At 59.3% G+C, this 21,613-nt stretch carries 23 protein-coding genes; 12 read left to right on the forward strand and 11 right to left on the reverse strand.

The genetic code is table 11. The annotated features are described in order from the left end of the window. Window positions 1-70: 70 nt before the first annotated feature. On the forward strand, window positions 71-778 hold the full coding sequence (locus tag GOV79_RS02325) for a thiamine diphosphokinase (protein ID WP_170788443.1): 708 nt from the start codon (window positions 71-73) through the stop codon (window positions 776-778). Here GOV79_RS02325 and GOV79_RS02330 read toward each other — a convergent pair. From GOV79_RS02330 to GOV79_RS02340, 3 genes are read right to left on the reverse strand one after another with little or no spacing between them, the layout of a single operon-like run. Further along, window positions 723-1,637, reverse strand: coding sequence for a DMT family transporter (locus GOV79_RS02330; protein WP_170788444.1), 915 nt, complete (start codon window positions 1,635-1,637; stop codon window positions 723-725). The genes GOV79_RS02325 and GOV79_RS02330 overlap by 56 nt on opposite strands. Window positions 1,638-1,682: 45 nt before the next feature. Further along, window positions 1,683-3,056 carry an L-serine ammonia-lyase gene (locus GOV79_RS02335; RefSeq protein ID WP_170788445.1) on the reverse strand — a complete coding sequence of 458 codons (1,374 nt, stop codon included), beginning with the start codon at window positions 3,054-3,056 and terminating at the stop codon, window positions 1,683-1,685. Window position 3,057: 1 nt separating this feature from the next. After that, the gene (locus GOV79_RS02340) at window positions 3,058-3,759 is read right to left on the reverse strand and encodes a glutathione S-transferase family protein (protein ID WP_170788446.1); all 702 of its coding nucleotides are present in this window, start codon (window positions 3,757-3,759) and stop codon (window positions 3,058-3,060) included. A 168-nt stretch (window positions 3,760-3,927) separates the two neighbouring features. Here GOV79_RS02340 and rpiA point away from each other — a divergent pair, with 168 nt between their 5' ends. The 6 genes from rpiA to GOV79_RS02370 all read left to right on the forward strand — a co-directional run bounded on the left by rpiA (window position 3,928) and on the right by GOV79_RS02370 (window position 10,086). Next, the gene (gene rpiA, locus GOV79_RS02345; protein ID WP_170788447.1) at window positions 3,928-4,713 is read left to right on the forward strand and encodes a ribose-5-phosphate isomerase RpiA; all 786 of its coding nucleotides are present in this window, start codon (window positions 3,928-3,930) and stop codon (window positions 4,711-4,713) included. 102 nt (window positions 4,714-4,815) lie between these two features. After that, entirely contained in the window at window positions 4,816-6,174 is a 1,359-nt protein-coding gene (gene gor / locus GOV79_RS02350; protein ID WP_170788448.1) for a glutathione-disulfide reductase, read from the forward strand. A 72-nt stretch (window positions 6,175-6,246) separates the two neighbouring features. Beyond that, window positions 6,247-7,389 carry an FtsH protease activity modulator HflK gene (gene hflK, locus GOV79_RS02355; RefSeq protein ID WP_170788449.1) on the forward strand — a complete coding sequence of 381 codons (1,143 nt, stop codon included), beginning with the start codon at window positions 6,247-6,249 and terminating at the stop codon, window positions 7,387-7,389. Beyond that, window positions 7,389-8,267, forward strand: a complete 879-nt coding sequence (gene hflC / locus GOV79_RS02360; protein WP_170788450.1) for a protease modulator HflC — start codon at window positions 7,389-7,391, stop codon at window positions 8,265-8,267. The genes hflK and hflC overlap by 1 nt, the downstream gene beginning before the upstream one ends. Then, complete coding sequence (locus GOV79_RS02365; RefSeq protein ID WP_170769382.1) at window positions 8,267-8,461, forward strand: DUF2065 domain-containing protein; 195 nt, start codon at window positions 8,267-8,269, stop codon at window positions 8,459-8,461. The genes hflC and GOV79_RS02365 overlap by 1 nt, the downstream gene beginning before the upstream one ends. A 185-nt stretch (window positions 8,462-8,646) precedes the next feature. Continuing rightward, the gene (locus GOV79_RS02370) at window positions 8,647-10,086 is read left to right on the forward strand and encodes a Do family serine endopeptidase (protein WP_170769838.1); all 1,440 of its coding nucleotides are present in this window, start codon (window positions 8,647-8,649) and stop codon (window positions 10,084-10,086) included. A 218-nt stretch (window positions 10,087-10,304) separates the two neighbouring features. Here the strand turns inward: GOV79_RS02370 and GOV79_RS02375 are convergent, their stop codons facing one another. The 5 genes from GOV79_RS02375 to GOV79_RS02395 all read right to left on the reverse strand — a co-directional run bounded on the left by GOV79_RS02375 (window position 10,305) and on the right by GOV79_RS02395 (window position 14,511). Continuing rightward, window positions 10,305-10,973 carry a Crp/Fnr family transcriptional regulator gene (locus GOV79_RS02375; protein WP_170784358.1) on the reverse strand — a complete coding sequence of 223 codons (669 nt, stop codon included), beginning with the start codon at window positions 10,971-10,973 and terminating at the stop codon, window positions 10,305-10,307. A 101-nt stretch (window positions 10,974-11,074) separates the two neighbouring features. After that, window positions 11,075-11,680, reverse strand: coding sequence for an inner membrane-spanning protein YciB (locus tag GOV79_RS02380; protein ID WP_170788451.1), 606 nt, complete (start codon window positions 11,678-11,680; stop codon window positions 11,075-11,077). A gap of 16 nt (window positions 11,681-11,696) precedes the next feature. Continuing rightward, on the reverse strand, window positions 11,697-12,599 hold the full coding sequence (locus GOV79_RS02385) for an EamA family transporter (protein WP_170788452.1): 903 nt from the start codon (window positions 12,597-12,599) through the stop codon (window positions 11,697-11,699). Window positions 12,600-12,686: 87 nt separating this feature from the next. Beyond that, a complete protein-coding gene (ftsY, locus tag GOV79_RS02390; protein WP_170788453.1) occupies window positions 12,687-13,814 on the reverse strand; it encodes a signal recognition particle-docking protein FtsY in 1,128 nt (375 codons plus the stop codon). A 58-nt stretch (window positions 13,815-13,872) separates the two neighbouring features. Continuing rightward, a complete protein-coding gene (locus GOV79_RS02395; protein ID WP_170788454.1) occupies window positions 13,873-14,511 on the reverse strand; it encodes a lysoplasmalogenase family protein in 639 nt (212 codons plus the stop codon). 127 nt (window positions 14,512-14,638) lie between these two features. On the opposite strand from GOV79_RS02395, the gene GOV79_RS02400 reads away from it, so the two are divergent. Beyond that, window positions 14,639-15,034: a hypothetical protein gene (locus tag GOV79_RS02400; protein ID WP_237215748.1), complete on the forward strand. Its 396-nt coding sequence runs from the start codon at window positions 14,639-14,641 to the stop codon at window positions 15,032-15,034. A gap of 7 nt (window positions 15,035-15,041) precedes the next feature. Here GOV79_RS02400 and xseA read toward each other — a convergent pair whose 3' ends face one another. Beyond that, on the reverse strand, window positions 15,042-16,535 hold the full coding sequence (xseA, locus tag GOV79_RS02405) for an exodeoxyribonuclease VII large subunit (RefSeq protein ID WP_170788455.1): 1,494 nt from the start codon (window positions 16,533-16,535) through the stop codon (window positions 15,042-15,044). A 75-nt stretch (window positions 16,536-16,610) separates the two neighbouring features. On the opposite strand from xseA, the gene purD reads away from it, so the two are divergent. Beyond that, the gene (gene purD / locus GOV79_RS02410) at window positions 16,611-17,873 is read left to right on the forward strand and encodes a phosphoribosylamine--glycine ligase (protein WP_170788456.1); all 1,263 of its coding nucleotides are present in this window, start codon (window positions 16,611-16,613) and stop codon (window positions 17,871-17,873) included. Window positions 17,874-17,966: 93 nt separating this feature from the next. Here the strand turns inward: purD and GOV79_RS02415 are convergent, their stop codons facing one another. Both GOV79_RS02415 and GOV79_RS02420 read right to left on the reverse strand, forming a co-directional pair. After that, on the reverse strand, window positions 17,967-18,686 hold the full coding sequence (locus GOV79_RS02415) for an FG-GAP repeat domain-containing protein (RefSeq protein ID WP_237217918.1): 720 nt from the start codon (window positions 18,684-18,686) through the stop codon (window positions 17,967-17,969). 62 nt (window positions 18,687-18,748) lie between these two features. Next, on the reverse strand, window positions 18,749-19,072 hold the full coding sequence (locus GOV79_RS02420; protein ID WP_170769391.1) for a 2Fe-2S iron-sulfur cluster-binding protein: 324 nt from the start codon (window positions 19,070-19,072) through the stop codon (window positions 18,749-18,751). Window positions 19,073-19,199: 127 nt separating this feature from the next. Here GOV79_RS02420 and GOV79_RS02425 point away from each other — a divergent pair, with 127 nt between their 5' ends. The 3 genes from GOV79_RS02425 to GOV79_RS02435 all read left to right on the forward strand — a co-directional run bounded on the left by GOV79_RS02425 (window position 19,200) and on the right by GOV79_RS02435 (window position 21,609). Further along, on the forward strand, window positions 19,200-19,589 hold the full coding sequence (locus GOV79_RS02425; protein WP_237217919.1) for an OB-fold nucleic acid binding domain-containing protein: 390 nt from the start codon (window positions 19,200-19,202) through the stop codon (window positions 19,587-19,589). A gap of 75 nt (window positions 19,590-19,664) precedes the next feature. Further along, complete coding sequence (locus GOV79_RS02430) at window positions 19,665-20,615, forward strand: hypothetical protein (RefSeq protein WP_170788459.1); 951 nt, start codon at window positions 19,665-19,667, stop codon at window positions 20,613-20,615. Between the two features lie 175 nt (window positions 20,616-20,790). Next, window positions 20,791-21,609 carry a DUF2189 domain-containing protein gene (locus GOV79_RS02435; protein WP_170788460.1) on the forward strand — a complete coding sequence of 273 codons (819 nt, stop codon included), beginning with the start codon at window positions 20,791-20,793 and terminating at the stop codon, window positions 21,607-21,609. The last annotated feature ends 4 nt before the right edge of the window (window positions 21,610-21,613 follow it).

Here is a 21,613-nt window from a genome sequence, read left to right on the forward strand (position 1 = left end):
ACCCATTGGCCCTGAACTATGCCAATCAGCCTATCATTTTGTGGTTTCAATGTGTCCAAATCCGGGAAAAATGATCAATCTTAGAAAAAACACGGGAATTGTACGCTGTGATGGGCCAATAACGCTAGTCGGCGGCGGAGAAATCAACCCAAAGGACATCGAACTGGCGCTGATTCGCGCCGAAACCTGCGTTGCAGCTGATGGAGGGGCTGCGCCATTGCTGGATGCGGGGGTCATTCCTGACGCGGTGATTGGCGATTTTGATTCGCTTTCAACAGACCACAAGGCCCAGATTCCTACGGATCGGTTGTTTCCTATTCGTGAACAGGACAGCACGGATTTCGACAAGGTTCTGCGCAATGTGGCGACGCCGCTGGCGCTGGGTATTGGGTTTCTAGGCGCGCGTCTGGATCATCAGCTTGCGGTGCTTAACGCTCTGGTTCGGCATCAGGATCGTCCGTGTGTCCTGTTGGGCGCGCAGGAAGTGGTGTTTCACGCGCCCCCCCGGATCACATTGCCTTTGGCGGTGGGACAGACTGTGTCATTGTTTCCATTGCGGCGCATAACCGGGCGCAGTCAGGGGCTGGAATGGCCGATTGACGGGTTGGAACTGGCCCCGGATGGGCAGGTCGGGACCTCAAACCGCGCACTGGCGGATGTGACACTGGAAATGGAGGGGCCGGGGCTGCTGGTGATGGTGCCTCGGGATGCGTTGGATCAGGTTATGCGGGCGTTTCTGTCGGGGCGGACCGGGCGCTGGCCCGCTCTCGCAGAATAACGAACAATCCGGCTGCGATGGTGATGGCGATCCCCACGGCTGCGATTCCGTCGGGCAGGTCATGGAAGATCAACCAGCCGATCAGGGTGGCGACGGGGATTTCCAGATATTGCATCGGGGCCAGTGTGGCCGAGGGCGCATAGCGCAGGGACCACGTCATGAACAGATGCGCCACGGTGCCCAACAGACCGATGGCCCAAAGAAGCTCATAGGTGCCGTCGGGGGGTGCGATCAGTGACAGCTCCCACACGCCTGCGGCGGTTCCGATCAGTAGAAACGGCAGCATCAGGATTGTAGCCATGGTGCCGGAAACGGCTTGCAAAGAAATTGGGTCGGTCTCTTTCGCAATGTGCCGTGTGACCAGCATGAACAGCGAAAAGACCACGGCGACAACCAGCGGCAATAAAGCTGCAGCGCCGACCTGCACAAAGCTGGGCTGAATCACCAACAGCGTGCCGATGAACCCGACGATACAGGCGATCAGGCGGCGCAGGCCGACCTCTTCCCCCAGAACGTATTTGCCAAGTAGCAGCATGATGAAGGGCATGACAAACGCGATGGCCACCGCGTCTGCCAGCGGCAGATATTGCAGCGAGGTGAACATCGCGCTGATCCCGATGATGTGCAGAACTGTACGCAGCAAGGTCAGCCGAAACACGCGACGGGACATCCGCCAGAGCCGCCCTGTCAGGGCGACCAGCGGCACAAGCACCAGCGCCTGCACGGCGAAGCGCACAAAGACCAGCATGGCGACCGGGGTCGTCTCGCCCAACAGCTTGGCCATCGCATCGCCCGCCGGGGCGAGGACGCAAAAGCCAAGCATCAACATGATGCCAAGAACGGGACGATCCTGAGTCATGGGCGGCACGCTACGGGGTTTGCGCCGCCGATGAAAGCGCCAGTCTCAGCAGTTTGGGACGTTCACGGCCAAACCGCCCAGCGAGGTTTCTTTGTACTTCTCGTGCATATCGTGCCCGGTCTGGCGCATGGTCTCGATCACTGCGTCAAGCGGGACAAAATGATGCCCGTCCCCACGCAGCGCCAGAGACGCGGCTGAAACCGCCTTGATCGCCCCCAGCCCGTTACGTTCGATGCAGGGCACCTGCACCAGCCCCGCCACCGGGTCGCAAGTCATGCCAAGGTGATGCTCCAACGCGATTTCGGCGGCGTTTTCTACCTGTTCCGGGGTCCCGCCCATCACCGCGCACAAACCTGCGGCGGCCATGGCGGACGCGCTGCCGACCTCGGCCTGACATCCGGCCTCGGCCCCCGAGATCGAAGCGTTGAACTTTACCAGACCACCAATAGCTGCGGCAGTCAGAAGAAAATCCTCAATGCGGCTTTCAGAGGCACCCGGCACGTGATCCAGGTAATACCGCAGCACCGCTGGCAGCACGCCGGCCGCGCCATTGGTGGGGGCGGTGACGACCTGACCCCCGGCGGCGTTTTCCTCGTTCACGGCCATGGCGTACACGCTCATCCAGTCGTTGATCGTGTGCGGGGCGTTCAGGTTCATGCCCCGCTCGGCTTGCAACGCGTCATGGATGCCCTTGGCGCGACGGCGCACATGCAGGCCGCCGGGCAGGATGCCATCGGTGTTCAGACCACGTTCGATACAGTCGTTCATCACCTGCCACAGGCGCGCGGTACCCTTGGCGAAACTGTCCGCGCACCCGCGCGCGATCTCGTTGGCGCGCTTCATTTCGGCGATGCTTTTGCCACTGGCTTTGGCCATGTCAAGCATCTCGACTGCGGATTTGAAGGGGAAGGGCACCGGGTCGCCTTCGTCGGTCGCCTTGCCCTCGGCCAGTTCCTCTTCGGTCAAAACAAAGCCGCCGCCGATCGAGTAATAGACCTGCCGCAGAATCACATCGCCCTGTGCATCTGTGGCCATCAGGATCATGCCGTTGGCGTGGCCAGAAAGGTTGTGTTCATAGTCAAAGACCAGATCAGTCTTCGGATTGAACTCCAGCGTCGGCAGCCCCTCGGGCGTGACGCTATGCATTTCGTTGATCGTGGCCAGTGCGGCCTCGGCCTTTTCGTGGTCATAGGTGTCAGGCACAAAACCGGCGAGGCCCAAAATGGTGGCGCGGTCGGTGGCATGGCCGACACCGGTGAACGCCAGCGATCCGTGCAAAGACCCGCGCAGCCCCGAAAATTCGAACGGAGAGGCGCGCATCTGGTCCAAAAACCGCGCGGCGGCCACCATCGGCCCCATAGTGTGCGACGAGGACGGGCCGATGCCCACTTTGAACATATCGAAGACAGACAGGAACATATCAGGTAGCAGAGCCTTCTGGAGGGTTAGCGTAAGTCGGGGCGGTGAAGGGCGTGGCGCCCAACCCCTCGGCCGCGATGGCGGCGCGGGTTGCGGGACGAGCTTCCAACTGCATCACGATGCGTTGCAAGTGAGGAGTATCAGCCAGTTGATACCAACTGCGATCCGCCTTGGCAGGATAGAGCGCCATCCAGCGCATCTGGCAGGCCAAATAATAGGTCAAAACCGACGGGCTGTCAGGATGCAGCCAGTTCGGAGTGCTTTGGGCCAGCGTATCCAGCAATTTCAGGTGATGCCGAAGGCGCGGGCGGATACCAGCGCGCAGGGTGTCGGCCTGTGCCGCGTCGATATATTTCTCGGCATAGAATAAAATGCGCAGATCTGAGTGCAGCGTGTTCGAAGCAAAGAACATCCATTTCAGAAACGCGGCCCGCTCGGGATCGGTGGCAGCGGGGGCCAACTGCCCATGGGTGTCAGACAGCCACAGCAGAATAGCGGCTGTTTCGAAAATCGGGCCCTGCGGCGTTTCCAGCACCGGGATCAGCCCGTTCGGGTTCAGCGCGCGATAATATGCGCTGTCCTGCGCGTTGCGGGTGCGATCCACCAGCACGGTCTCGAACGGCAGGTCCATCTCGGACAGTGCCAGCCGGATCACCAGCGAGGCGTTGTCGGGGGCATAGTGCAGGCGATAGGGCGTAGTCATGAAACCTATCTATACCTTACATCATTTTCCCAAAGCCCCGATTGCGACGTTTCCAATCGGAAACGCGTAGTTTCGCGACGCGTTGGCCCGCGTGGTTCTGCAATTCGCTCTCGCAGTTGGCGCGGGCATTCCGTATACGTTGCCTCAGTAAGACAGGGGGATGCCGCCATGACCGCAGAAATGTCACCGATCGACCGGGCAAAATACGTGGCCGCGCGTCGGGCCGCCGATCTGGTGCAGGACGGTATGCGCGTGGGGCTGGGGACCGGGTCCACCGCCGCCTGGATGGTGCGCCGTTTGGGCGAACGGGTGCAGGAGGAAGGCCTGAAGATCAAGGGCGTTCCCACCTCGACCCGGACTGCGCAACTGGCGCGTGAGGTCGGGATCGAGGTCGTGTCTTTGGATCAGGCCGGATGGCTGGATATGACCATCGACGGCGCGGATGAGTTCGATCAGGAGATGAACCTGATCAAGGGTGGCGGCGGCGCGCATTTGCAGGAAAAGATCGTCGCGACGGCCAGCGATCAGATGGTGGTCATCGCCGATGCCGGGAAAGAGGTTGAGACCCTTGGCGCTTTCCCCCTGCCGCTTGAGGTCATTCCTTTTGGCTGGCAGACCACGCGCACTCTGGTCGAAGAGGTTCTGGATACGATGGATGTGCTGGGTACTTCGACCGCTTTGCGGATGGATGGGGACGTGCCCTTTGTCACGGATGAAGGCAACCATGTGCTTGACCTGCATCTGCACCGTATCGGAAACGCCCGGCAGCTGGCTCTGGTGCTGAATCAGGTGCCCGGCGTGGTCGAAAACGGGTTGTTCATCGACATCTGCGACAAGGTGGTGATTGGCTATGGCGATGGCCGGGTCGAGATCAGGGATATCAATGAGGGCACGACCGAAACAGAGCAACCTGCCGACAGCGATGAGAACCTGTTTTTGGACATTGCGGACTGATCCGAATGATTTCTTCACAAAATCCGGCCCATCAAGGGTTGGCAGTTTCGCAATCGACCCCAGATAAGCAACGAAATTTGGCCTGATAAAAAGGAACTCGGGATGAGCTTTGACTATGATCTTTTCGTCATCGGTGGTGGCTCGGGCGGGGTTCGCGCCGCGCGTGTCGCGGCGGGTGAAAACGGGGCCAAGGTGGCGCTGGCCGAGGAAGATCGCTATGGCGGAACCTGCGTTATCCGGGGCTGTGTGCCCAAAAAACTGATGGTGTTCGCCAGTGAGTTCTCGGGCATGATGGGTGACGCGCAGGCTTACGGTTGGGATATCCAGCCCGGCGCGTTCGACTGGAATACGTTCCACGGCAAGCTGGTAACAGAACTGGATCGGCTGGAAGGCATCTATCGCAACATCCTGAAGAACAACGGCGTGGAAAGCTTTGACCAGCGGGCCACCGTGGTGGATGCGCATACGGTTGAACTGGCCGATGGCACCCGCAAGACCGCCAAGCATATCCTGATCGCCACCGGCGGTCGCCCGGTTGTGCCTGAGTTTCCGGGATCAGACCTCGCCATCACTTCAAACGAGATTTTCCACCTGCCGAAACTGCCCGAAAACATCCTGATCGTGGGCGGTGGCTATATCGCCAGCGAATTTGCAGGGATCATGAATGGGCTGGGCGTCAAGACCACGCAATTCTATCGCGGTGAACAAATCCTTCGCGGCTTTGACCAAGAGGCCCGCGATTTGATCTGCAACGAAATGCGCGCAAACGGGATCGACGTGCGCCTGGGTACCAATGTGGTTGAAATGGCCAAGGATGGCGACAAGATCCTTGTCAAAGCCACCGACGGGACCGAGGATCAGTTCGACGTGGTCATGTACGCCACCGGTCGCGCGCCCAATGCCGACAATCTGGGGCTTGAGGCCGTGGGTGTTGAACGCGGCCGCAAGGGTGAGATCATCGTGGATGAATACAGCCAGACCGGCGTGCCCTCGATCTATGCCATCGGGGATGTGACTGATCGTGTCAACCTGACTCCGGTTGCGATCCGCGAGGGCATGGCCTTTGTGGAAACCGTCTTTAAGGGCAACCCGACGCCCGTGGATCATGACCTCATCCCCACCGCCATTTTCACGCAGCCCGAAATGGGCACCGTGGGTCTGAGCGAGGAGGAGGCCGCCGCGCAGGAACCGGTTGAGGTTTATGCGACCTCTTTCAAACCGATGCAAAAGGCGTTTGCGGGCGGGTCCGACAAAGTGATGATGAAGCTGATCGTTTCTCAGGCGACACGCAAGGTCCTGGGTTGCCACATAGTCGCGCCTGGCGCGGGTGAGATGATCCAGCTGGCGGGCATTGCCGTAAAGATGGGCGCAACCAAAGAAGATTTCGACCGCACGGTCGCCGTTCACCCGGTCATGGCCGAAGAACTGGTGACAATGCGTCAACCTGTGCGCACTGCTTGATTTGCAACCTCGCGCACACAAGTTACAAGGGAACCCGTGATCACACGGTCCAACACAAGGGAAAAGATACATATGGCGGGCAACAGCGGTGGCCCCTGGGGGGGCGGAGGCTCCTCGGGCGGCGGAGGAAATCGGGGTAACAACGGGAACGGGCAACGCCCACCCGAAGGCGATGGCCCGCAGATCCCCGAGATCGACGATCTGGTAAAAAAGGGGCAGGAACAGCTGCGCGTCCTGATGGGCGGTCGCGGCGGTTCGGGCCGAGGAAGCAATGGCAAGGGCGGCGGCGGTGGTCCGCTGTTTACGAAGGGGACCGTGCTTATCGGTCTCGTCGTTGGTGCTGTGCTTTGGGGCGCGGCCAGCTTTTACACCGTCAAACCCGAAGAACAGTCGGTTGAACTGTTTCTGGGCGAATTCTCATCGGTCGGAAATCCCGGCCTGAACTTTGCCCCTTGGCCGTTTGTCACCGCCGAGGTTATCCCGGTCACTCGCGAACAGACCGAAGACATGGGCGGAACACGCGGCAGCGACGATGGGTTGATGCTGACCGGGGACGAAAACGTGGTCGATATCGACTATCAGGTCGTCTGGAACATCAGCGACCCCGCCAAGTTCCTGTTCAATCTGCGCGATGCGCGTCAAACGATCCGTGCGGTGTCTGAGTCGGCCATGCGTGAGATTATCGCACAAAGTGAGCTGGCACCGATCCTGAACAGGGACCGTGGTGTGATCGCAGAACGCCTGCAAGAGCTGATCCAATCAACAATGGACAGCTATGATTCCGGCGTGAACATCATCCGTGTGAACTTCGACAAGGCCGACCCGCCGCAGGACGTGATCGCCGCCTTCCGCGACGTTCAGGCCGCGGCGCAGGAACGTGACCGTCTGCAAAATGTGGCGGACGCTTATGCCAACCGCGTGTTGGCGGAAGCGCGCGGTGAAGCCGCGCAGGTGCTGGAAGAGGCTGAAGCCTATCGCGCCCAGCAGATCAACAGCGCCATGGGTGAGGCCAGCCGCTTTAGCGCAGTTCTGGAAGAGTATTCCAAAGCACCCGATGTGACCCGTAAGCGCCTCTATCTGGAACGGATGGAGCAGGTTTTGGGTGACGTGGACAAGATCATTCTGGACGAAAACTCGACCGGTTCGGGGCAGGGCGTTGTGCCGTACCTGCCGCTAAATGAACTGCGCCGCAATTCTGGGCAGGAGAGCAACTGATGCGTAAATCACCAATTATTCTAGGTGCAGTTGTCTTGTTGGTAGTGGGCATCCTGTCCTCTATTTTCATCGTAGACGAACGCGAACGCGCGCTGGTTCTGCAATTTGGACGCGTGGTTTCCGTTAAGGAAGAACCTGGTTTGGCCTTTAAAATCCCGCTGATTCAGGAAGTTGTGCGCTATGACGACCGTATCTTGTCGATCGACGTGCAACCGCTTGAAGTGACGCCTCTGGACGATCGCCGTTTGGTGGTCGATGCCTTCGCGCGCTACCGGATTTCGGATCTGGAGCAGTTCCGTCAGGCGGTCGGTGTCGGCGGCATTCCGGTGGCAGAGGATCGTCTGGACCGTATCCTCCGCGCTGAAACGCGGGAAGTGCTGGGGTCGGTCTCGTCCCGTGACATCCTGAGCTCCGACCGTGCAGCGTTGATGCTGCGCATCCGCAACAGCGCGATTGCCGAAGCGCGGGCGCTGGGCGTGAACGTGATCGACGTACGCCTGAAGGCGACGGACCTGCCGCAGGCCAACCTGAACGCGACCTTCGACCGGATGAAGGCCGAGCGAGAACGTGAAGCGACCGACGAACGTGCCCGTGGTAACGAGGCTGCCCAGCGTGTGCGCGCGCAGGCCGACCGGACCGTGGTTGAACTGGTGTCGGACGCCAACCGTGAGGCCGAGATCATCCGCGGTGAGGCTGACGCCGAACGAAACGCGATCTTCGCCGAAGCCTTCGGCAAAGACCCGGAGTTCTTCGAATTCTACCGCTCGCTGTCGGCATATGAACGTGCGCTGGGCGGTGGCAACAGTTCGATGGTGCTGAGCCCGGATTCCGAGTTCTTCAACTACCTCAAATCGCCTACAGGGCAGGCAGCCCAGTAATGGGTATGATCCTTCTGGCCTTCGGGCTGGTACTGATTGTCGAGGGGCTGGCCTATGCGCTGGCCCCTTCGCTTATTGAACGCATGTTGGAAGCGTTGCGCAGCCTGCCCGAACAGGCGCGGCGGCTGGCCGGATTGCTGTGCGTGGTCTCGGGTCTGGTGCTGCTTTGGGCCGCGTATCAGGTCGGGTTTTAATACAGCCTTTTCACTTGCCGGTGATTTCCCCGCGATCCTCAGTTGCGGGCTTGGCCAAACCGACTACATTGGTTGTCAAGAAGGACCGCCTGCGGGCGATCCACCGTGTAGTGACGACAAGGAGTTCCCAAGTGCAGGCACAAGCGCGCAGTATTTCCGTCCGGCGGGACGAGGTTGTTGGTTTCATGCGGCTGATGTGGTTGGCCATTGCCGGGATGGTTCTGGTTCTGGCCCAAACCGTCGCCGCGCAGGCGCGCGGAGAAAGCCTTGCGCCTCTGGCCGAAAAGATCAGCCCGGCGGTGGTGAACATCACCACTTCAACCTTGATCGAAGGGCAATCCGGGCCGCAAGGCATTGTGCCCGAGGGCTCTCCGTTCGAGGATTTCTTTCGGGAGTTTCAGGATCGAGAGGGCGATGACGACAACCGCCCGCGCCGCAGCAACGCGCTGGGTTCGGGTTTTGTGATTTCCGAGGATGGTTTCATCGTCACGAACAATCACGTGATTGCCGAAGCCGATGAAATCCTTGTTGAATTTTTCCCCGGCGACGGTCAACCCAAGAAAGAGCTGCCTGCAAAGGTCATCGGCACTGATGAGAAAACCGATATCGCACTGCTTAAGGTCGAGGCCTCGGGGCCACTGCAATATGTGCAGTTCGGCGATAGTGATGTAGCACGTGTGGGCGATTGGGTGATTGCGATGGGCAACCCGCTGGGTCAGGGCTTTTCGGTTTCAGCCGGGATCGTCTCGGCCCGCAATCGTGCGCTGAGCGGGTCCTACGACGACTACATCCAGACCGATGCAGCGATCAACCGGGGCAACTCGGGTGGGCCGCTGTTCAATATGGATGGAGAGGTCATTGGTGTGAACACCGCGATTCTGTCGCCCAATGGTGGCTCAATCGGGATTGGTTTCTCGATGGCGTCGAATGTGGTGATCAAGGTCGTGGATCAACTGCGCGAGTTTGGTGAGACCCGCCGTGGTTGGCTGGGTGTACGCATTCAGGACGTGACCGAGGATATGGCCGAAGCCATGGGTCTGGAAAAGCCCGGCGGTGCGTTGATCAGCGATGTGCCGGACGGCCCAGCCAAAGAGGCTGGCCTGCTGGCGGGCGATGTGATTCTCAGCTTTGATGGTGTTGAGGTTGAAGACACGCGCGGTCTGGTGCGGCAGGTCGGTGAAACTACGGTGGGCAAATCTGTCCGCGTAGTTGTGCACCGTGATGGCGGCACGCAGACCGTTCTGGTGACATTGGGCCGCCGTGAGGATGCCGAGCGTTCCGGTGGGAGTGAAGAAGAACCTGCAGAGGAAGCTCCGGTCGAGGAAGACGCGGATATTCTGGGCCTGACGATCTCACCGTTGACTGAGACGCTGCGCACCGATCTGGAATTGGATGCTGACGCTGAGGGACTGGTTGTAACAAATGTGGATGAAGCCTCGGAAGCTTATGCCAAGGGCCTGCGGGCGGGTGATCTGATCACCGAAGCCGGTCAGCAGAAGGTCGCGTCGATTCAGGATCTTGAGACGCGCATGGACGAAGCACGCGAAGCAGGCCGCAAGTCGCTGTTGCTGCTGGTACGGCGTGGTGGCGATCCACGTTTTGTAGCACTTAGCCTGGGCGAATAACCTGCCTTTCAGATTGCAAGAATGGCCGGGGTCTGCACCCCGGCCTTTTTTTTCATACACCGGAAATGAGAAGAGCCGCACACCGGGGAAGGCGTGCGACTCTGATACAGGGAGAGGTCAGTGGACAGATATCGGGGATGATTCTCTGACCTCCTACGGTAACAGTTATGAAGATAGTCTTAACGACTACACAGGTATGTGAAGCAGGTCACAGCGGATCAGATAAGATCGGAATCCGCCAGTTCTCGAAGCGCGTCAAAGTCGTGGATCATCAACCCGCCCCGCGATGCCTCGACCACCTTGTCGCGCTTCCACGTCGAGATGGTCTTCGATACGGCCTCGCGCGTGGCGCCGACAAACTCGGCCAGCTCGCTTTGCGACAGGGACAGACGGCTTGAGGGGTCCTCTTGCAGGTCGGTCAGGTGCAGCAGCTTGCGGGCCAGACGGATCGGCATGGGCAGGAACACCTGTTCGTTCAACTGGGACCCCATCCAACGCATCCTGAGACCGGCCAGACGGATCATATCAACTGCCAAATCCGGGTGTTGTCGGATTTGGTTCATCACATCTGCGCGCCGCACGCGCAATACGCGAGAAGGCTCGGCGGCGGCAATGGTCGCTGTACGCGGACCGCTGTCGAACAGCGCTATCTCACCAAAAACTTCGCCGGGTTTCATCAGGGTCAGCGACAATTTGCGACCGCTCATCGCCAGAAAGGACACTTCGAGCGTACCGGCGAGAATGGCGTAGAGCGCATCGCCCTCATCGCCCTGTTCAAACAATGTCTCGCCTTCATCAAGCGAGATTTCGGTCGCCTGTGCCGACAGCATCGCGCGCAGACGGTCGGATGCTTCGGCCAGAAAACCGGTATTGGGAAAGGCCGTCATGTGGATGTGGTGCTCCGGCTGGCAGGTGTGAGTGGTCCCACAACTTTCCACAGCACGGGCGATTAGCCAAGGATTTTATGTAGTTTTACGGAATCCACGGCCTATTGCTGGTCAGGATCGTCCATATAGGTCTGCAACATGCTGAACTGAAGCATGAGAAAGACCATTAATGCGATCGGAAAACCAAAGGTTTCGATTTTGACCCACAGATCGGTCGACATGGTGCGCCAGACGAATTCATTGGCGACGGCCAGCACTGCGAAACAGGCACACAGCCGGCGTGTCAGAATCATCCAACCTTCGTGGCGCATGGGCAGCATCTCGTCCAAAACATAGGCGAGGTAGGATTTCTTTTGCAGCAGACCAATGCCGAGGATCAGGGCGAAAAAGCCATAGACCAGGGTGGTTTTCATTTTGAAGAACCGCTCGTCATTGAACCATGCGGTCAGGCCGCCGAAGAAGATCACCATGAAAGCGGTGAAGATCTGCATACGACTGAGCTTGCCGGTCAGGAACCACAGGATACCCATTGCAGCCAGCATGAGGGGAACGAAGATGATCGTCGCGACGATAAAGCCGGAATATTCCGTTCCTGCGAACTGAAAACTGTCATCGCGTAGGCGCAAATAGATGAAGAAGAAAGCCAGCGGCGGGCCAAGCTCCAGCACCTGTTTCAGAAACGGGTTGATCTCATTCTTGCCTGTCATGTCGGTTCCCTGCTGTTTACCCGCCCATTTCAACTATTACGGCGCCGAGTGCAATCAATGCCATCAGCGCGATGCGTCTGGGGCCAACGGTTTCTTTCAAAACCAGCCAGCCAATAAGCGCTGCGAAGACGGTTGAGGTTTCACGAAGGACAGCTGCTTCGCCGACTTTGTCCAGACGGGTGGCGAGCATGATCGAACCGAAGGACAGAGGCGCAATGATACCTCCCGCTAGCCCGCGCAGCATGAGGGGGCCGAGCGTCGGGCGGTGGATCATCGCGCGCCATCTGAGGAAGGCGTAGAAGGGCAGCGTCGCCCCGTCGATCATGAAAAACCATGCAAGGAAGGTGAATGGATCGGCGGTGGCACGAATGCCATATGCGTCATAGGTGGTATAGAGCGCGACGAACAAGCCGGTGGCGAAGGCAAGTGCCAGGGCGACGCCAAGTGTTTCGCGGTTGGTTTCGAGAAACCGGAAGTTATAGGCGGCCAGTCCGAAAATCCCGCAAAGCAGGACAGCCACACCGAGCCATTGGGTGCCGGTGAAGGTTTCGTCAAACAACAGGTAAGCGCCAATCACGGTGAACAGTGGACCGGTGCCGCGCACGACCGGGTAAACCACTGTGTATGAGCCTTTGGTGTAGGCCAGGGCCTGAAGGATTTTGTAGAGGATGTGGATCAGCCAGACGACTGCGAATATGGGCCACATAAAGGGTTCGGGCCAAGGCACGACGAAGAGGGCAAACGGGGCCGCCATAAGGCAATAGCAGGCGTCAATCACCCCGCGCGACATCCAGGGATCGTGGCGCCCTTTTTGCAGCGCGCCAAAGGCTGCGTGCAGGAAAGCGGCTGACAGCGCAAGCGCCAGGGCGAGCCTGTGGCCCGCTTCGGTGCCTTCAAGGGAGATCAGCCAGTCGCTCAAATTTCGGTCTTTGTTTTGGCGGAGAAGTGGGGGGCTGTCTGCCCCCCACGCCCCCCGAGGATATTTTTGGCCAGATGAAGCGGCGGATCAGCTTTGCAGGCCGGTGAGGGCGGCGGCGAATTCTTCGGGGTCGAACGGGGCGAGGTCGTCGATTTGCTCTCCGACGCCAATGGCGTGGATGGGCAGACCGAATTTATCCGCCAGCGCCACCAGAACCCCGCCTTTGGCGGTGCCGTCGAGCTTGGTCATCACCAGACCGGATACATCAGCCAATTTCCTGAAGGTTTCGACTTGGCTGAGGGCGTTCTGGCCGGTGGTGGCGTCCAGTACCAGCAGGGTGTTGTGAGGGGCGCTGTCGTCGACCTTGCGAATGACGCGGACAATTTTTGCCAGTTCCTCCATCAGGTCGGCGCGGTTTTGCAATCGGCCGGCGGTGTCGATCATCAGAAGGTCTGCGCCTTCGTTCCGCGCTTTGGTCAGGGCGTCAAAGGCCAGCGACGCCGGGTCCGAGCCTTCGGGGGCGGTCAGAACCGGGACGCCTGCGCGGTCGCCCCAGACTTGCAATTGTTCGACGGCGGCGGCGCGGAAGGTATCTCCTGCTGCGATGACGACTTTTTTCCCCGCGGTTTTGAACTGGCTGGCCAGCTTGCCGATGGTGGTGGTTTTTCCCGAACCGTTAACACCCACAACCAGCACGACCTGCGGGCGTTTGGGGTAAAGCGGCATGGGCTTGGCCACGGGTTCCATCACGCGGGCGACTTCCTGTGCCAGCAGCTGCTTGATTTCCTGCGTAGACAATTTGCGTCCAAAGCGCCCCTCGGCCATGTTCGAGGTGACACGCAGGGCGGTATCGACGCCCATATCCGAGGCGATCAGCAGCTCTTCGAGCTGTTCCAGCATGTCATCGTCCAGGGTGCGACGGACAACGGTTTGGGACTCGGACCGGTTGAACAGGCGGCTCAAGACGCCTTTGGGCTGGGTTGGTTCGGGCGCGGGTTGTGCGGCAGGTTCAGGTGGCGCGGTTTCGACCGGTTGTGGCGTGCGTTCAGGTTCGGGCGGTGCGGAGACGGGTTCAGTTTGCGGTGCAGGCTCAAGTGGGCTGGGCTCGGGTGCAGCCGTTTCCTCTCCGCCATCTTCGACGATTGCATCCAGCCCCTGTTCGAGACGGGACGAGGATTTGAACAGCTTGTCCTTGAGCTTTGAGAAAAACGCCATTTTTGGTCTCCGCAGGTGTTCCTTTCACCTAATGCGGATTTGCGGCAGTTGCAAAGGGTCAGAGAAAGGCGATCAACAGACCGGCCTGTGCGCCCCAGTATAGCGGCCAGACCAGATAAGGCGTCATCCGCAGGGCCGGGTGATGGGCGGGCAGCAGGAATTTCTCGGTCGCAAGGATCAGGTCCGAGGCGATGAAGGCCATCGCTGCGGGCAGGGCCCAACGCAAAGCGCCGGTGTCGGGCAGGGCCAAAACGGTGACGCCCATGCCCAGAATGATCGGGATATAGCCCAGAACTGGTAGTTTGAGATCCCCGGCACGTGGGGCCAGAAGAGTTGCCGCGACGATACCCAGCAGGATCAGGGACCAGAATAGGCCGGGGTGAGTTAAAATCAGGCTGGTATCGCTGCTGGGATGCGACAGAAACAGTGCGATATAGGCCAGGTGTCCGGCTGCAAAGGCACCGATCCCTGCCATGAACGTTGTGTCGGTTTCGCGCGACAACAGCGCGTCTCCGATGGCGCAGAGGCTCAGTGCGGCGATCAAAAGGAGTGGCGCCTCAGACAGCAGGGCGATGACGGCAAGGCAGGCGACCGAGGCGGTTTTCAGCACCGACCTAAGTTTGCTGGCCGGGCGAGGCGCCAAGGGCAGATAGGCCAACGCGCAGGCAGCAGCGACCAGAAACAGCGTAGTTGTCATTCAAGTGTCCCTTTTTTCGTCCAGCTTCATCGGGAATGCGTCCGCAACTCAACCCATGACGTTAAGGCAGCCTGTCCTGACAGATTGGTAATTGGCATTGCCGGTTGGCATCTGACATCATGCGGACATGATCAGGCATGTTGCGATTCTTCTGGCTATGTCCGCGCAGATGGCGGGGGCGCAATCCGCGCTTTCGGGGGCTGAATTTGACTCGTATACGCAGGGTAAAACCTTGTTCTACGGCTTTGAGGGGCAGGTTTATGGGGTCGAACGTTATTTGCCCAACCGACGCGTGATCTGGTCCTTTCTGGACGGAGATTGCAAGGAAGGCGTCTGGTACGAGCAGAATGACCAGATTTGTTTTCTGTACGAAGACCGGCTGGACCCGCAATGCTGGGTGTTTGTCGAATCCGGCAGCGGCTTGATTGCTCAGTTTGAAGGCAACCCCGAGCAGACGGAGCTGTACGAGGCCGAAGATATCGATGAGGAGATGGTCTGCCTCGGCCCCGAGGTTGGCGTTTGAGCGAGACCTAGAACAGTGAACCCTGATCAGGTGGCGCTTTTTTCTGCGTTTTCTTAGCTGGTGGCTTTGCTGTGGACGACATGCCCGTCGCTAATATGCCGTCGGCGAATTCGATCTCAAGCGCGGTATGTTTTGCCGCCTGTTTCCGGGTTGTCACCACCTCGCCCTCGGCGCGCACCACGGCATAGCCCCGCTGCAACGTGGCCTTGTAGCTGAGTGTTTCTCGAAGCCTGTCCGTGGCTTCTAACGTCTGTCGCATCCGGTCCAAACGCGTGGTCTGGGCGGTGTTCAGACGCTCGGTCAAGCGGGTCAGGGATTGCCGTTGAGCGTCAATGTCGCGCTGAATAGGGCGCAAGGACAGGCGGGATGACAGGTTGCGCACCGCCTCCTGCCGTGAGGACACCAGATTTCGCAGGGTCGAGGGGCGCAGATGGGCCGACAGTTCCACAACTTTGATGCGTCGCGCTTGAACACCACGTTCCAAAGCCGGGGTCAGGCGATCGGCAATCAGATCAAGACGTTGACGCGGTGTGTTCAACAGGCTGTCGGGGCGCGGTAACGCTCGGGACAGGTCGCGCAGGCGTTGGCTGCGGCGCTGCACGGCGTCGGTCGCAGCGCGGGACAGGCGCGCGCCCTGTTCGCCGGTCCAGGCCAACAGTTCCATCCGCACGGGCACGGCCAGTTCGGCGGCGGCGGTGGGCGTCGGCGCGCGACGGTCCGAGACATAGTCGATCAGTGTCGTATCCGTTTCGTGCCCCACGGCTGAGATTAGTGGAATGTCTGAAGTCGCAGCCGCCCGTGCGACGGCCTCTTCGTTGAAACCCCACAGGTCCTCGATCGACCCGCCGCCGCGGGCGACGATGATCAGGTCTGGGCGCGGCAGGGCGCCTCCGGGGGTGAGTTGGTTGAAACCGTTGATTGCGTTGGCAACCTCGGGCGCGCAGTTCGATCCTTGCACGGCGACAGGCCAGATCAGCACCTTGCGCGGGAACCGGTCGCGCAGGCGGTGAAGGATATCGCGGATCACCGCGCCAGATGGTGATGTCACTACGCCGATGATCTGCGGTAGATAGGGCAGGGGCTTCTTGCGTTCAGGCGCGAACAGCCCTTCGGCCTCTAGCTGTTTCTTACGCTTTTCCAGCAACGCCATCAGTGCGCCTTGGCCTGCGACGGCGACCTCATCGACATTCAGGTTGTATTTCGATTGCGCGCCAAACGCGGTGAGACGCCCGGTTACGACGACCTCAAGCCCTTCATCGGGCACCACGGACAGTCCCGAGATCTGACCCTTCCACGTGGTGCAAGCCAGCACGTTCCGGTCATCCTTGATATCATAGTAAAGATGGCCTGAGCGCGCCTTGAACACGCGCCCGACCTCACCACGCACACGGATTCGGCCAAAGGTGCCTTCCAGTGTGCGTTTTACCTCGCCGGAAATGTCGGAAACACTGTATTCAGGTGTGTTTTGGCCGGGAATGGGATCGTCAAGCAGGTCGGACATTTCAGCGCCTTGTGTCAAATGCCCACCCAGCTTAGAACGCGCGGAAGGCGAGGCCAAGCAGATCGGAGAGCAGTCATGAATATCCTCATTCTCGGGAGCGGTGGACGCGAACACAGCCTAGCCTGGGCGGTGATGCAGAACCCCAAGTGTGACCGTCTGATAGTCGCGCCGGGCAATGCCGGAATTGCTCAGATTGCCGATTGCGCGGCTCTGGACATCGAAAATGGCGGCGCTGTGGTCAGCTTTGCCGAAGACAACGCGATTGATTTTGTGATTGTCGGCCCTGAGGCCCCCTTGGCGGCTGGGGTTGCCGACCGCCTACGCGAAGCGGGTGTTCTTGTCTTTGGCCCCTCGGCTGCGGCGGCGCAGTTGGAGGCATCAAAGAGTTTTACCAAGGAAATCTGCGACGCCTCGGGCGCGCCGACGGCAGCCTATGGGCGCTTTACCGAGGCCGAGCCCGCCAAGGCCTATATCCGCGAACAAGGCGCGCCGATTGTGGTCAAGGCCGATGGTCTGGCCGCCGGCAAGGGCGTGATCGTGGCGATGGACGAGGCGACCGCGCTGGAGGCCATCGACGACATGTTTGGCGGGGCTTTTGGCGGGGCCGGGGCCGAGGTGGTGATCGAGGAATTCATGGAGGGCGAGGAGGCCTCGCTTTTCGTGCTGTGTGACGGTGAGGATATCCTGTCGGTCGGCACCGCGCAGGACCATAAGCGCGTAGGCGACGGGGATACCGGGCTGAATACAGGCGGGATGGGAGCGTATTCTCCGGCTCCGGTCCTGAGCGCCGAGGTCGAAGCCCGCGCGATGGAAGAGATCATCAAGCCGACCGTGGCCGAGATGAAAAAGCGCGGGATACCGTTTCAGGGGGTTCTCTATGCGGGTTTGATGATCAAGGACGGGCAGTCGCGACTGGTGGAATACAATGTGCGCTTTGGCGATCCCGAATGTCAGGTGCTGATGATGCGCCTGGGCGCGCAGGCGATGGATCTGATGCATGCCGCAGCCGAGGGCCGTTTGCGTGAGGCGCAGGTGAACTGGGCCGATGATCATGCGCTGACCGTTGTGATGGCGGCTCAGGGATATCCGGGGTCTTACGAGAAGGGCAGTGTTATTGGCGGTCTGGACGGGCTGCCCGAGGACAGCAAGAACATGGTCTTTCATGCCGGGACCAAGGCTGCGGATGGGCAGGTATTGGCCACGGGTGGTCGGGTTCTGAACGTCACCGCTCGGGGCGAGACATTGCAGGAGGCGCGTGATCGGGCTTATGCGATGGTGGATGGGATTGACTGGCCCGATGGGTTCTTTCGCCGCGATATCGGCTGGCGCGCTTTGTGATCTGATTGCCGGGCTGCGCCCGTCTCGATTTTTTGGGGCGAGGGGCCAGCCCCTCGCGCTCCCCGGGATATTTTGGGCCAGATGAAGGGCGGATCAGCAAATGAGTGCGTTTGTTAGGTCACTGCGCTTCTTGAGGGGGCCAAGGTCGCGGGTTTGCCAATCGCCTCGGTAAGAAACGCTGACGATGGTGCTCCAGTCGGCGCTGGCGACGACCATCTCGGGGCCGGTGCCGCAATCGCGGATGGCGCTCGAAATATAAGCTTCTCCAATTTTGTGGTTTGTCAGATCAGGCAGTACCGCGATTTCGGTCAGTGCGCCATCTTTGAAGCGCCAGATGCGCAGGGTTTTGGCCAGGTGAGGGCGGTCGATATAGGCGATCTCGACGTAGCCGTCGCCGTCCAGATCGGCCGCGCCGATCGGTGCGAGCCAGCGGAAACGGGTGCCGATATGCGGGGTGGCGGCGATCTTTTCCCCGTGCGCGTTATAGATGGCGAGTTGTGCGCCTGTATCCTTCTGGGCTTCGACAACCAGAACTTCGAGCGTGCCGTTTTGATCAACGTCCGACAGCCGAGGCGCTAGATCTTCGAAAACACGGTCCTCGGGCAGGCGGATGGTCAGGGCAGATCGTTCCTTGGCGCCCGTCGAGCCTTGTGTGGCAGGCGTGTTTTCTATGGTAAGCTCAAGCGCTCCATATTCGATCTGATCCCCCAGGACGCCATGAGGATATCGGGTCGTGGGTTCGGTATAACGAGCCGCGACAATCGTATCTGCAATGGCAGGGGCTGTTGTGACCAACCACAAGCACATTGCCATAAGCGCGCCGCGAGACCTGCCTTGCCAGAGGCGAGAGAGTCGGCGCGGCGCTTTGGAGATCATCAGATCTGTTTCTCGGGCATCTGAACGACCAGACCGTCCAGCGCGTCGGTGACTTTGATCTGGCAGGTCAGGCGGGACCGCTCTGGGTCGGGCTCAAACGCAAAGTCCAGCATGTCTTCTTCCATGTCGTCTTTGGCTGGCACTTTCTCGACCCAATCAGGGTGGATATAGACATGGCAGGTCGAGCAGGCGCAGGCGCCGCCGCAATCGGCCTCGATGCCGGGGATGTTGTTGTCACGGGCCCCTTCCATGACGGTCAGTCCGTTGGCGACCTCGACAGTGTGCTCGGTACCGCCATGCTCGACATAGGTGATCTTTGCCATTGCGTGCGTCTTCCTTTTACGATGTTCGAAACCTTCCTTAGTCAAGCCATTTAGGTCTTTCCACCCTCATTTGCGACTCGGGATGCCGCGACTGGACATTCCTGTGATATGTTCTATTTTTGTTCTCATGCTTGTTGTCCCTGTTCGCAGTGCAGTTTCAAACCGAGACTGGCCGCGCCCACCCGCTTGCCTGCCAGCCAATCGGCTGGACGATCCGCCCGATCATGCGCGTGTGACCGTGGCCGGGCTGGTGATCTTGCGGCAGAGGCCGGGTACAGCCAAGGGCGTGATCTTTCTGACGCTGGAGGACGAAACCGGCATCGTGAACGTGGTTGTCTGGCGCGCGATGTATGAACAATTTCGCCGGGCGGTGATCTCGGGCCGGTTGCTGCGGATCACGGGGCGGATGCAGCGGGCGCATTCCGTAACCCATGTGATCGCGGAAGAGATCGAAGATATCTCGGCCATGTTGGACGTGTTGGTACGGGGGGAGGGGCAATCGCCCCAAAGCAAGTGAGAAGAAAACACCCAGACGTCATGGTTTTGCCAAGGTTGAATGTAATTCAGTCACCAGTTTGACGGGTATTACATTATGAAAAACAAGTATTTGTACCGCGTATTTCGACTGCGTCGGCTGATATTTCTTAGTTTGATTCTTTTGTTCGTGCCATGGGCTGTGGGGACGCAGGTATTTGGTCATTCTGCACTTTTGGCGGGTTCGAAAATGCAACTCGTGACGGCCTTGTTTGGTGTATTTGCAATCATGTTACTGGTGCTCATTTATCCGCGGGTCTGGTGGGAGACGGTCACAACGGCCTTGGTGCTTGGGATGACGCTAATGCTCTTGCCGGTGATTGAGATGCTGCCCGACCTTGCGCCAACGCAAAATCAAGGGAAGGCAACAGCCTGGACGATTATCGGAACGGTTCTGGTCAGTTTTTTCTTATGGCTCGGCCTGAACTGGCTGCCCAGTGTTTTTCCGCATGTTCCCCTTGGTTTGCGGGAATGGAAGTCGCGCGCCAGATACCTCATCCCTGCACAGCGTGCCTTTGACATTCTGAAGACAGCACCTGACAGCTATAGCGGAAAATACAAAACCGGCCCGGTGGGGGATGATGGGTTGTTCACGGTCTCGATGAACGTGAACACCGTAAATCCCGACACCTGGGACCCGGAGAACATGGAAATGCTCTATAAATGCAAGATCGAGCAAGAGAGCGGTACGAGTCAGGTTATTTCGACGTATTATATGGTTGAAGGAGAGGCCAACGTGGATGTCAAACGCTTGACTGTCCGCGGCGAAGGGCAGACCGCGATATGTGAGACAGTGACAATCAGAAGCCGACGAAACCTGTACGAAGATTTGGGTTTTTGGGTGCAGGATTTCGGAGCGGACCATTTGCATGCTAGATTGGATGCCGCCGAAGGTCTGTCCTCGATTGCGCTGGTCGACTTGCCGTATGTGTCGCCATTGGTCGGGCTTGCGCGGTTTTTCGAGCAGTTTAATGAAGATCCGCCTGGTAAAAGCGGCGGATCGATTTAGCACTCTGCCGACTATCGCTTGTCCCGGTGGTTCTTGGACATGCCGACATACGGTACACGGCCCGCCTGAAACTGACTCCTGCCTTGCCCAAACGTCAGCGTTGATGCACAGTTTCATCATCGGAACTTTGGCGGCGCCGACAGGCTGCCGTGCCACGCTTTGGGAGGACCGTGACATGCCATCCAAAACCGCAGATTCCACACCGCCAGACGACCTGACGCCCCAGCCACAGGACAGGGCCAACGTCAATACGATCACTGCTGACGATATCACGGCCTCTTTGAAGGCCGGGTTTTCCGACTTTCTGGCGCGCCCGGTCATGAGCGGCTTTTTTGGTCTGTTCTATGCGGTCTTCGGCATTCTACTGGTTTGGATCATGGTCTGGCTGGGCAAGATCTGGATGATCATTCCGGCCATTGTCGGCTTTCCGTTGATTGCACCATTTGCAGCCGCCGGGCTGTATGAAATGTCACGCCGGTTGCAAAAGGGACAGGCGTTCGGGTGGTCCGACATCCTGACCGTCATGGCCCATCAGCGCAAACGCGAGATGGGCTGGATGGCCTTTGTCACCCTGTTCATTTTCTGGGTATGGGTTTATCAGGTTCGGCTGTGGCTGGCGATTATCCTGCAAAACGCCTCGTTCTCGGATTTGGACGGGTTTTTGAACATCGTCTTCTTTACCCCGCAGGGCTGGACGTTTCTGGCCGTTGGCACGGCCATAGGCGCATTCCTTTCCGCGGTCCTGTTCTCGGTCACTGTCGTCGCCATGCCCATGTTGCTGGATCGTGAGACCAACTTTGTCTCGGCCATGCTTACATCTATCCGCGTCGTCACCGAAAACCCTGTGGTCATGCTGAGTTGGGCGGCGATTATTTCGGTCACGATGCTGTTGTCACTAGTTCCGGCATTACTGGGCCTGATCTTCACCTTGCCGATTCTGGGGCATACGACATGGCATCTCTACCAGCGGGCGGTGCCACCGGTAGAGGAGTGATTTG

It is taken from the genome of Ruegeria lacuscaerulensis, from assembly GCF_013034745.1.
GTDB classification, from domain to species: domain Bacteria; phylum Pseudomonadota; class Alphaproteobacteria; order Rhodobacterales; family Rhodobacteraceae; genus Ruegeria; species Ruegeria lacuscaerulensis_B.

Coding starts and splice junctions, on each gene's coding strand:
- GOV79_RS02325 (WP_170788443.1), top strand. CDS start 71: ATGATCAATCTTAGAAAAAACACGGGAATTGTACGCTGTGATGGGCCA.
- GOV79_RS02330 (WP_170788444.1), bottom strand. CDS start 1,637: ATGACTCAGGATCGTCCCGTTCTTGGCATCATGTTGATGCTTGGCTTT.
- GOV79_RS02335 (WP_170788445.1), bottom strand. CDS start 3,056: ATGTTCCTGTCTGTCTTCGATATGTTCAAAGTGGGCATCGGCCCGTCC.
- GOV79_RS02340 (WP_170788446.1), bottom strand. CDS start 3,759: ATGACTACGCCCTATCGCCTGCACTATGCCCCCGACAACGCCTCGCTG.
- rpiA (WP_170788447.1), top strand. CDS start 3,928: ATGACCGCAGAAATGTCACCGATCGACCGGGCAAAATACGTGGCCGCG.
- gor (WP_170788448.1), top strand. CDS start 4,816: ATGAGCTTTGACTATGATCTTTTCGTCATCGGTGGTGGCTCGGGCGGG.
- hflK (WP_170788449.1), top strand. CDS start 6,247: ATGGCGGGCAACAGCGGTGGCCCCTGGGGGGGCGGAGGCTCCTCGGGC.
- hflC (WP_170788450.1), top strand. CDS start 7,389: ATGCGTAAATCACCAATTATTCTAGGTGCAGTTGTCTTGTTGGTAGTG.
- GOV79_RS02365 (WP_170769382.1), top strand. CDS start 8,267: ATGGGTATGATCCTTCTGGCCTTCGGGCTGGTACTGATTGTCGAGGGG.
- GOV79_RS02370 (WP_170769838.1), top strand. CDS start 8,647: ATGCGGCTGATGTGGTTGGCCATTGCCGGGATGGTTCTGGTTCTGGCC.
- GOV79_RS02375 (WP_170784358.1), bottom strand. CDS start 10,973: ATGACGGCCTTTCCCAATACCGGTTTTCTGGCCGAAGCATCCGACCGT.
- GOV79_RS02380 (WP_170788451.1), bottom strand. CDS start 11,680: ATGACAGGCAAGAATGAGATCAACCCGTTTCTGAAACAGGTGCTGGAG.
- ftsY (WP_170788453.1), bottom strand. CDS start 13,814: ATGGCGTTTTTCTCAAAGCTCAAGGACAAGCTGTTCAAATCCTCGTCC.
- GOV79_RS02395 (WP_170788454.1), bottom strand. CDS start 14,511: ATGACAACTACGCTGTTTCTGGTCGCTGCTGCCTGCGCGTTGGCCTAT.
- GOV79_RS02400 (WP_237215748.1), top strand. CDS start 14,639: ATGATCAGGCATGTTGCGATTCTTCTGGCTATGTCCGCGCAGATGGCG.
- xseA (WP_170788455.1), bottom strand. CDS start 16,535: ATGTCCGACCTGCTTGACGATCCCATTCCCGGCCAAAACACACCTGAA.
- purD (WP_170788456.1), top strand. CDS start 16,611: ATGAATATCCTCATTCTCGGGAGCGGTGGACGCGAACACAGCCTAGCC.
- GOV79_RS02415 (WP_237217918.1), bottom strand. CDS start 18,686: ATGGCAATGTGCTTGTGGTTGGTCACAACAGCCCCTGCCATTGCAGAT.
- GOV79_RS02420 (WP_170769391.1), bottom strand. CDS start 19,072: ATGGCAAAGATCACCTATGTCGAGCATGGCGGTACCGAGCACACTGTC.
- GOV79_RS02425 (WP_237217919.1), top strand. CDS start 19,200: ATGCTTGTTGTCCCTGTTCGCAGTGCAGTTTCAAACCGAGACTGGCCG.
- GOV79_RS02430 (WP_170788459.1), top strand. CDS start 19,665: ATGAAAAACAAGTATTTGTACCGCGTATTTCGACTGCGTCGGCTGATA.
- GOV79_RS02435 (WP_170788460.1), top strand. CDS start 20,791: ATGCCATCCAAAACCGCAGATTCCACACCGCCAGACGACCTGACGCCC.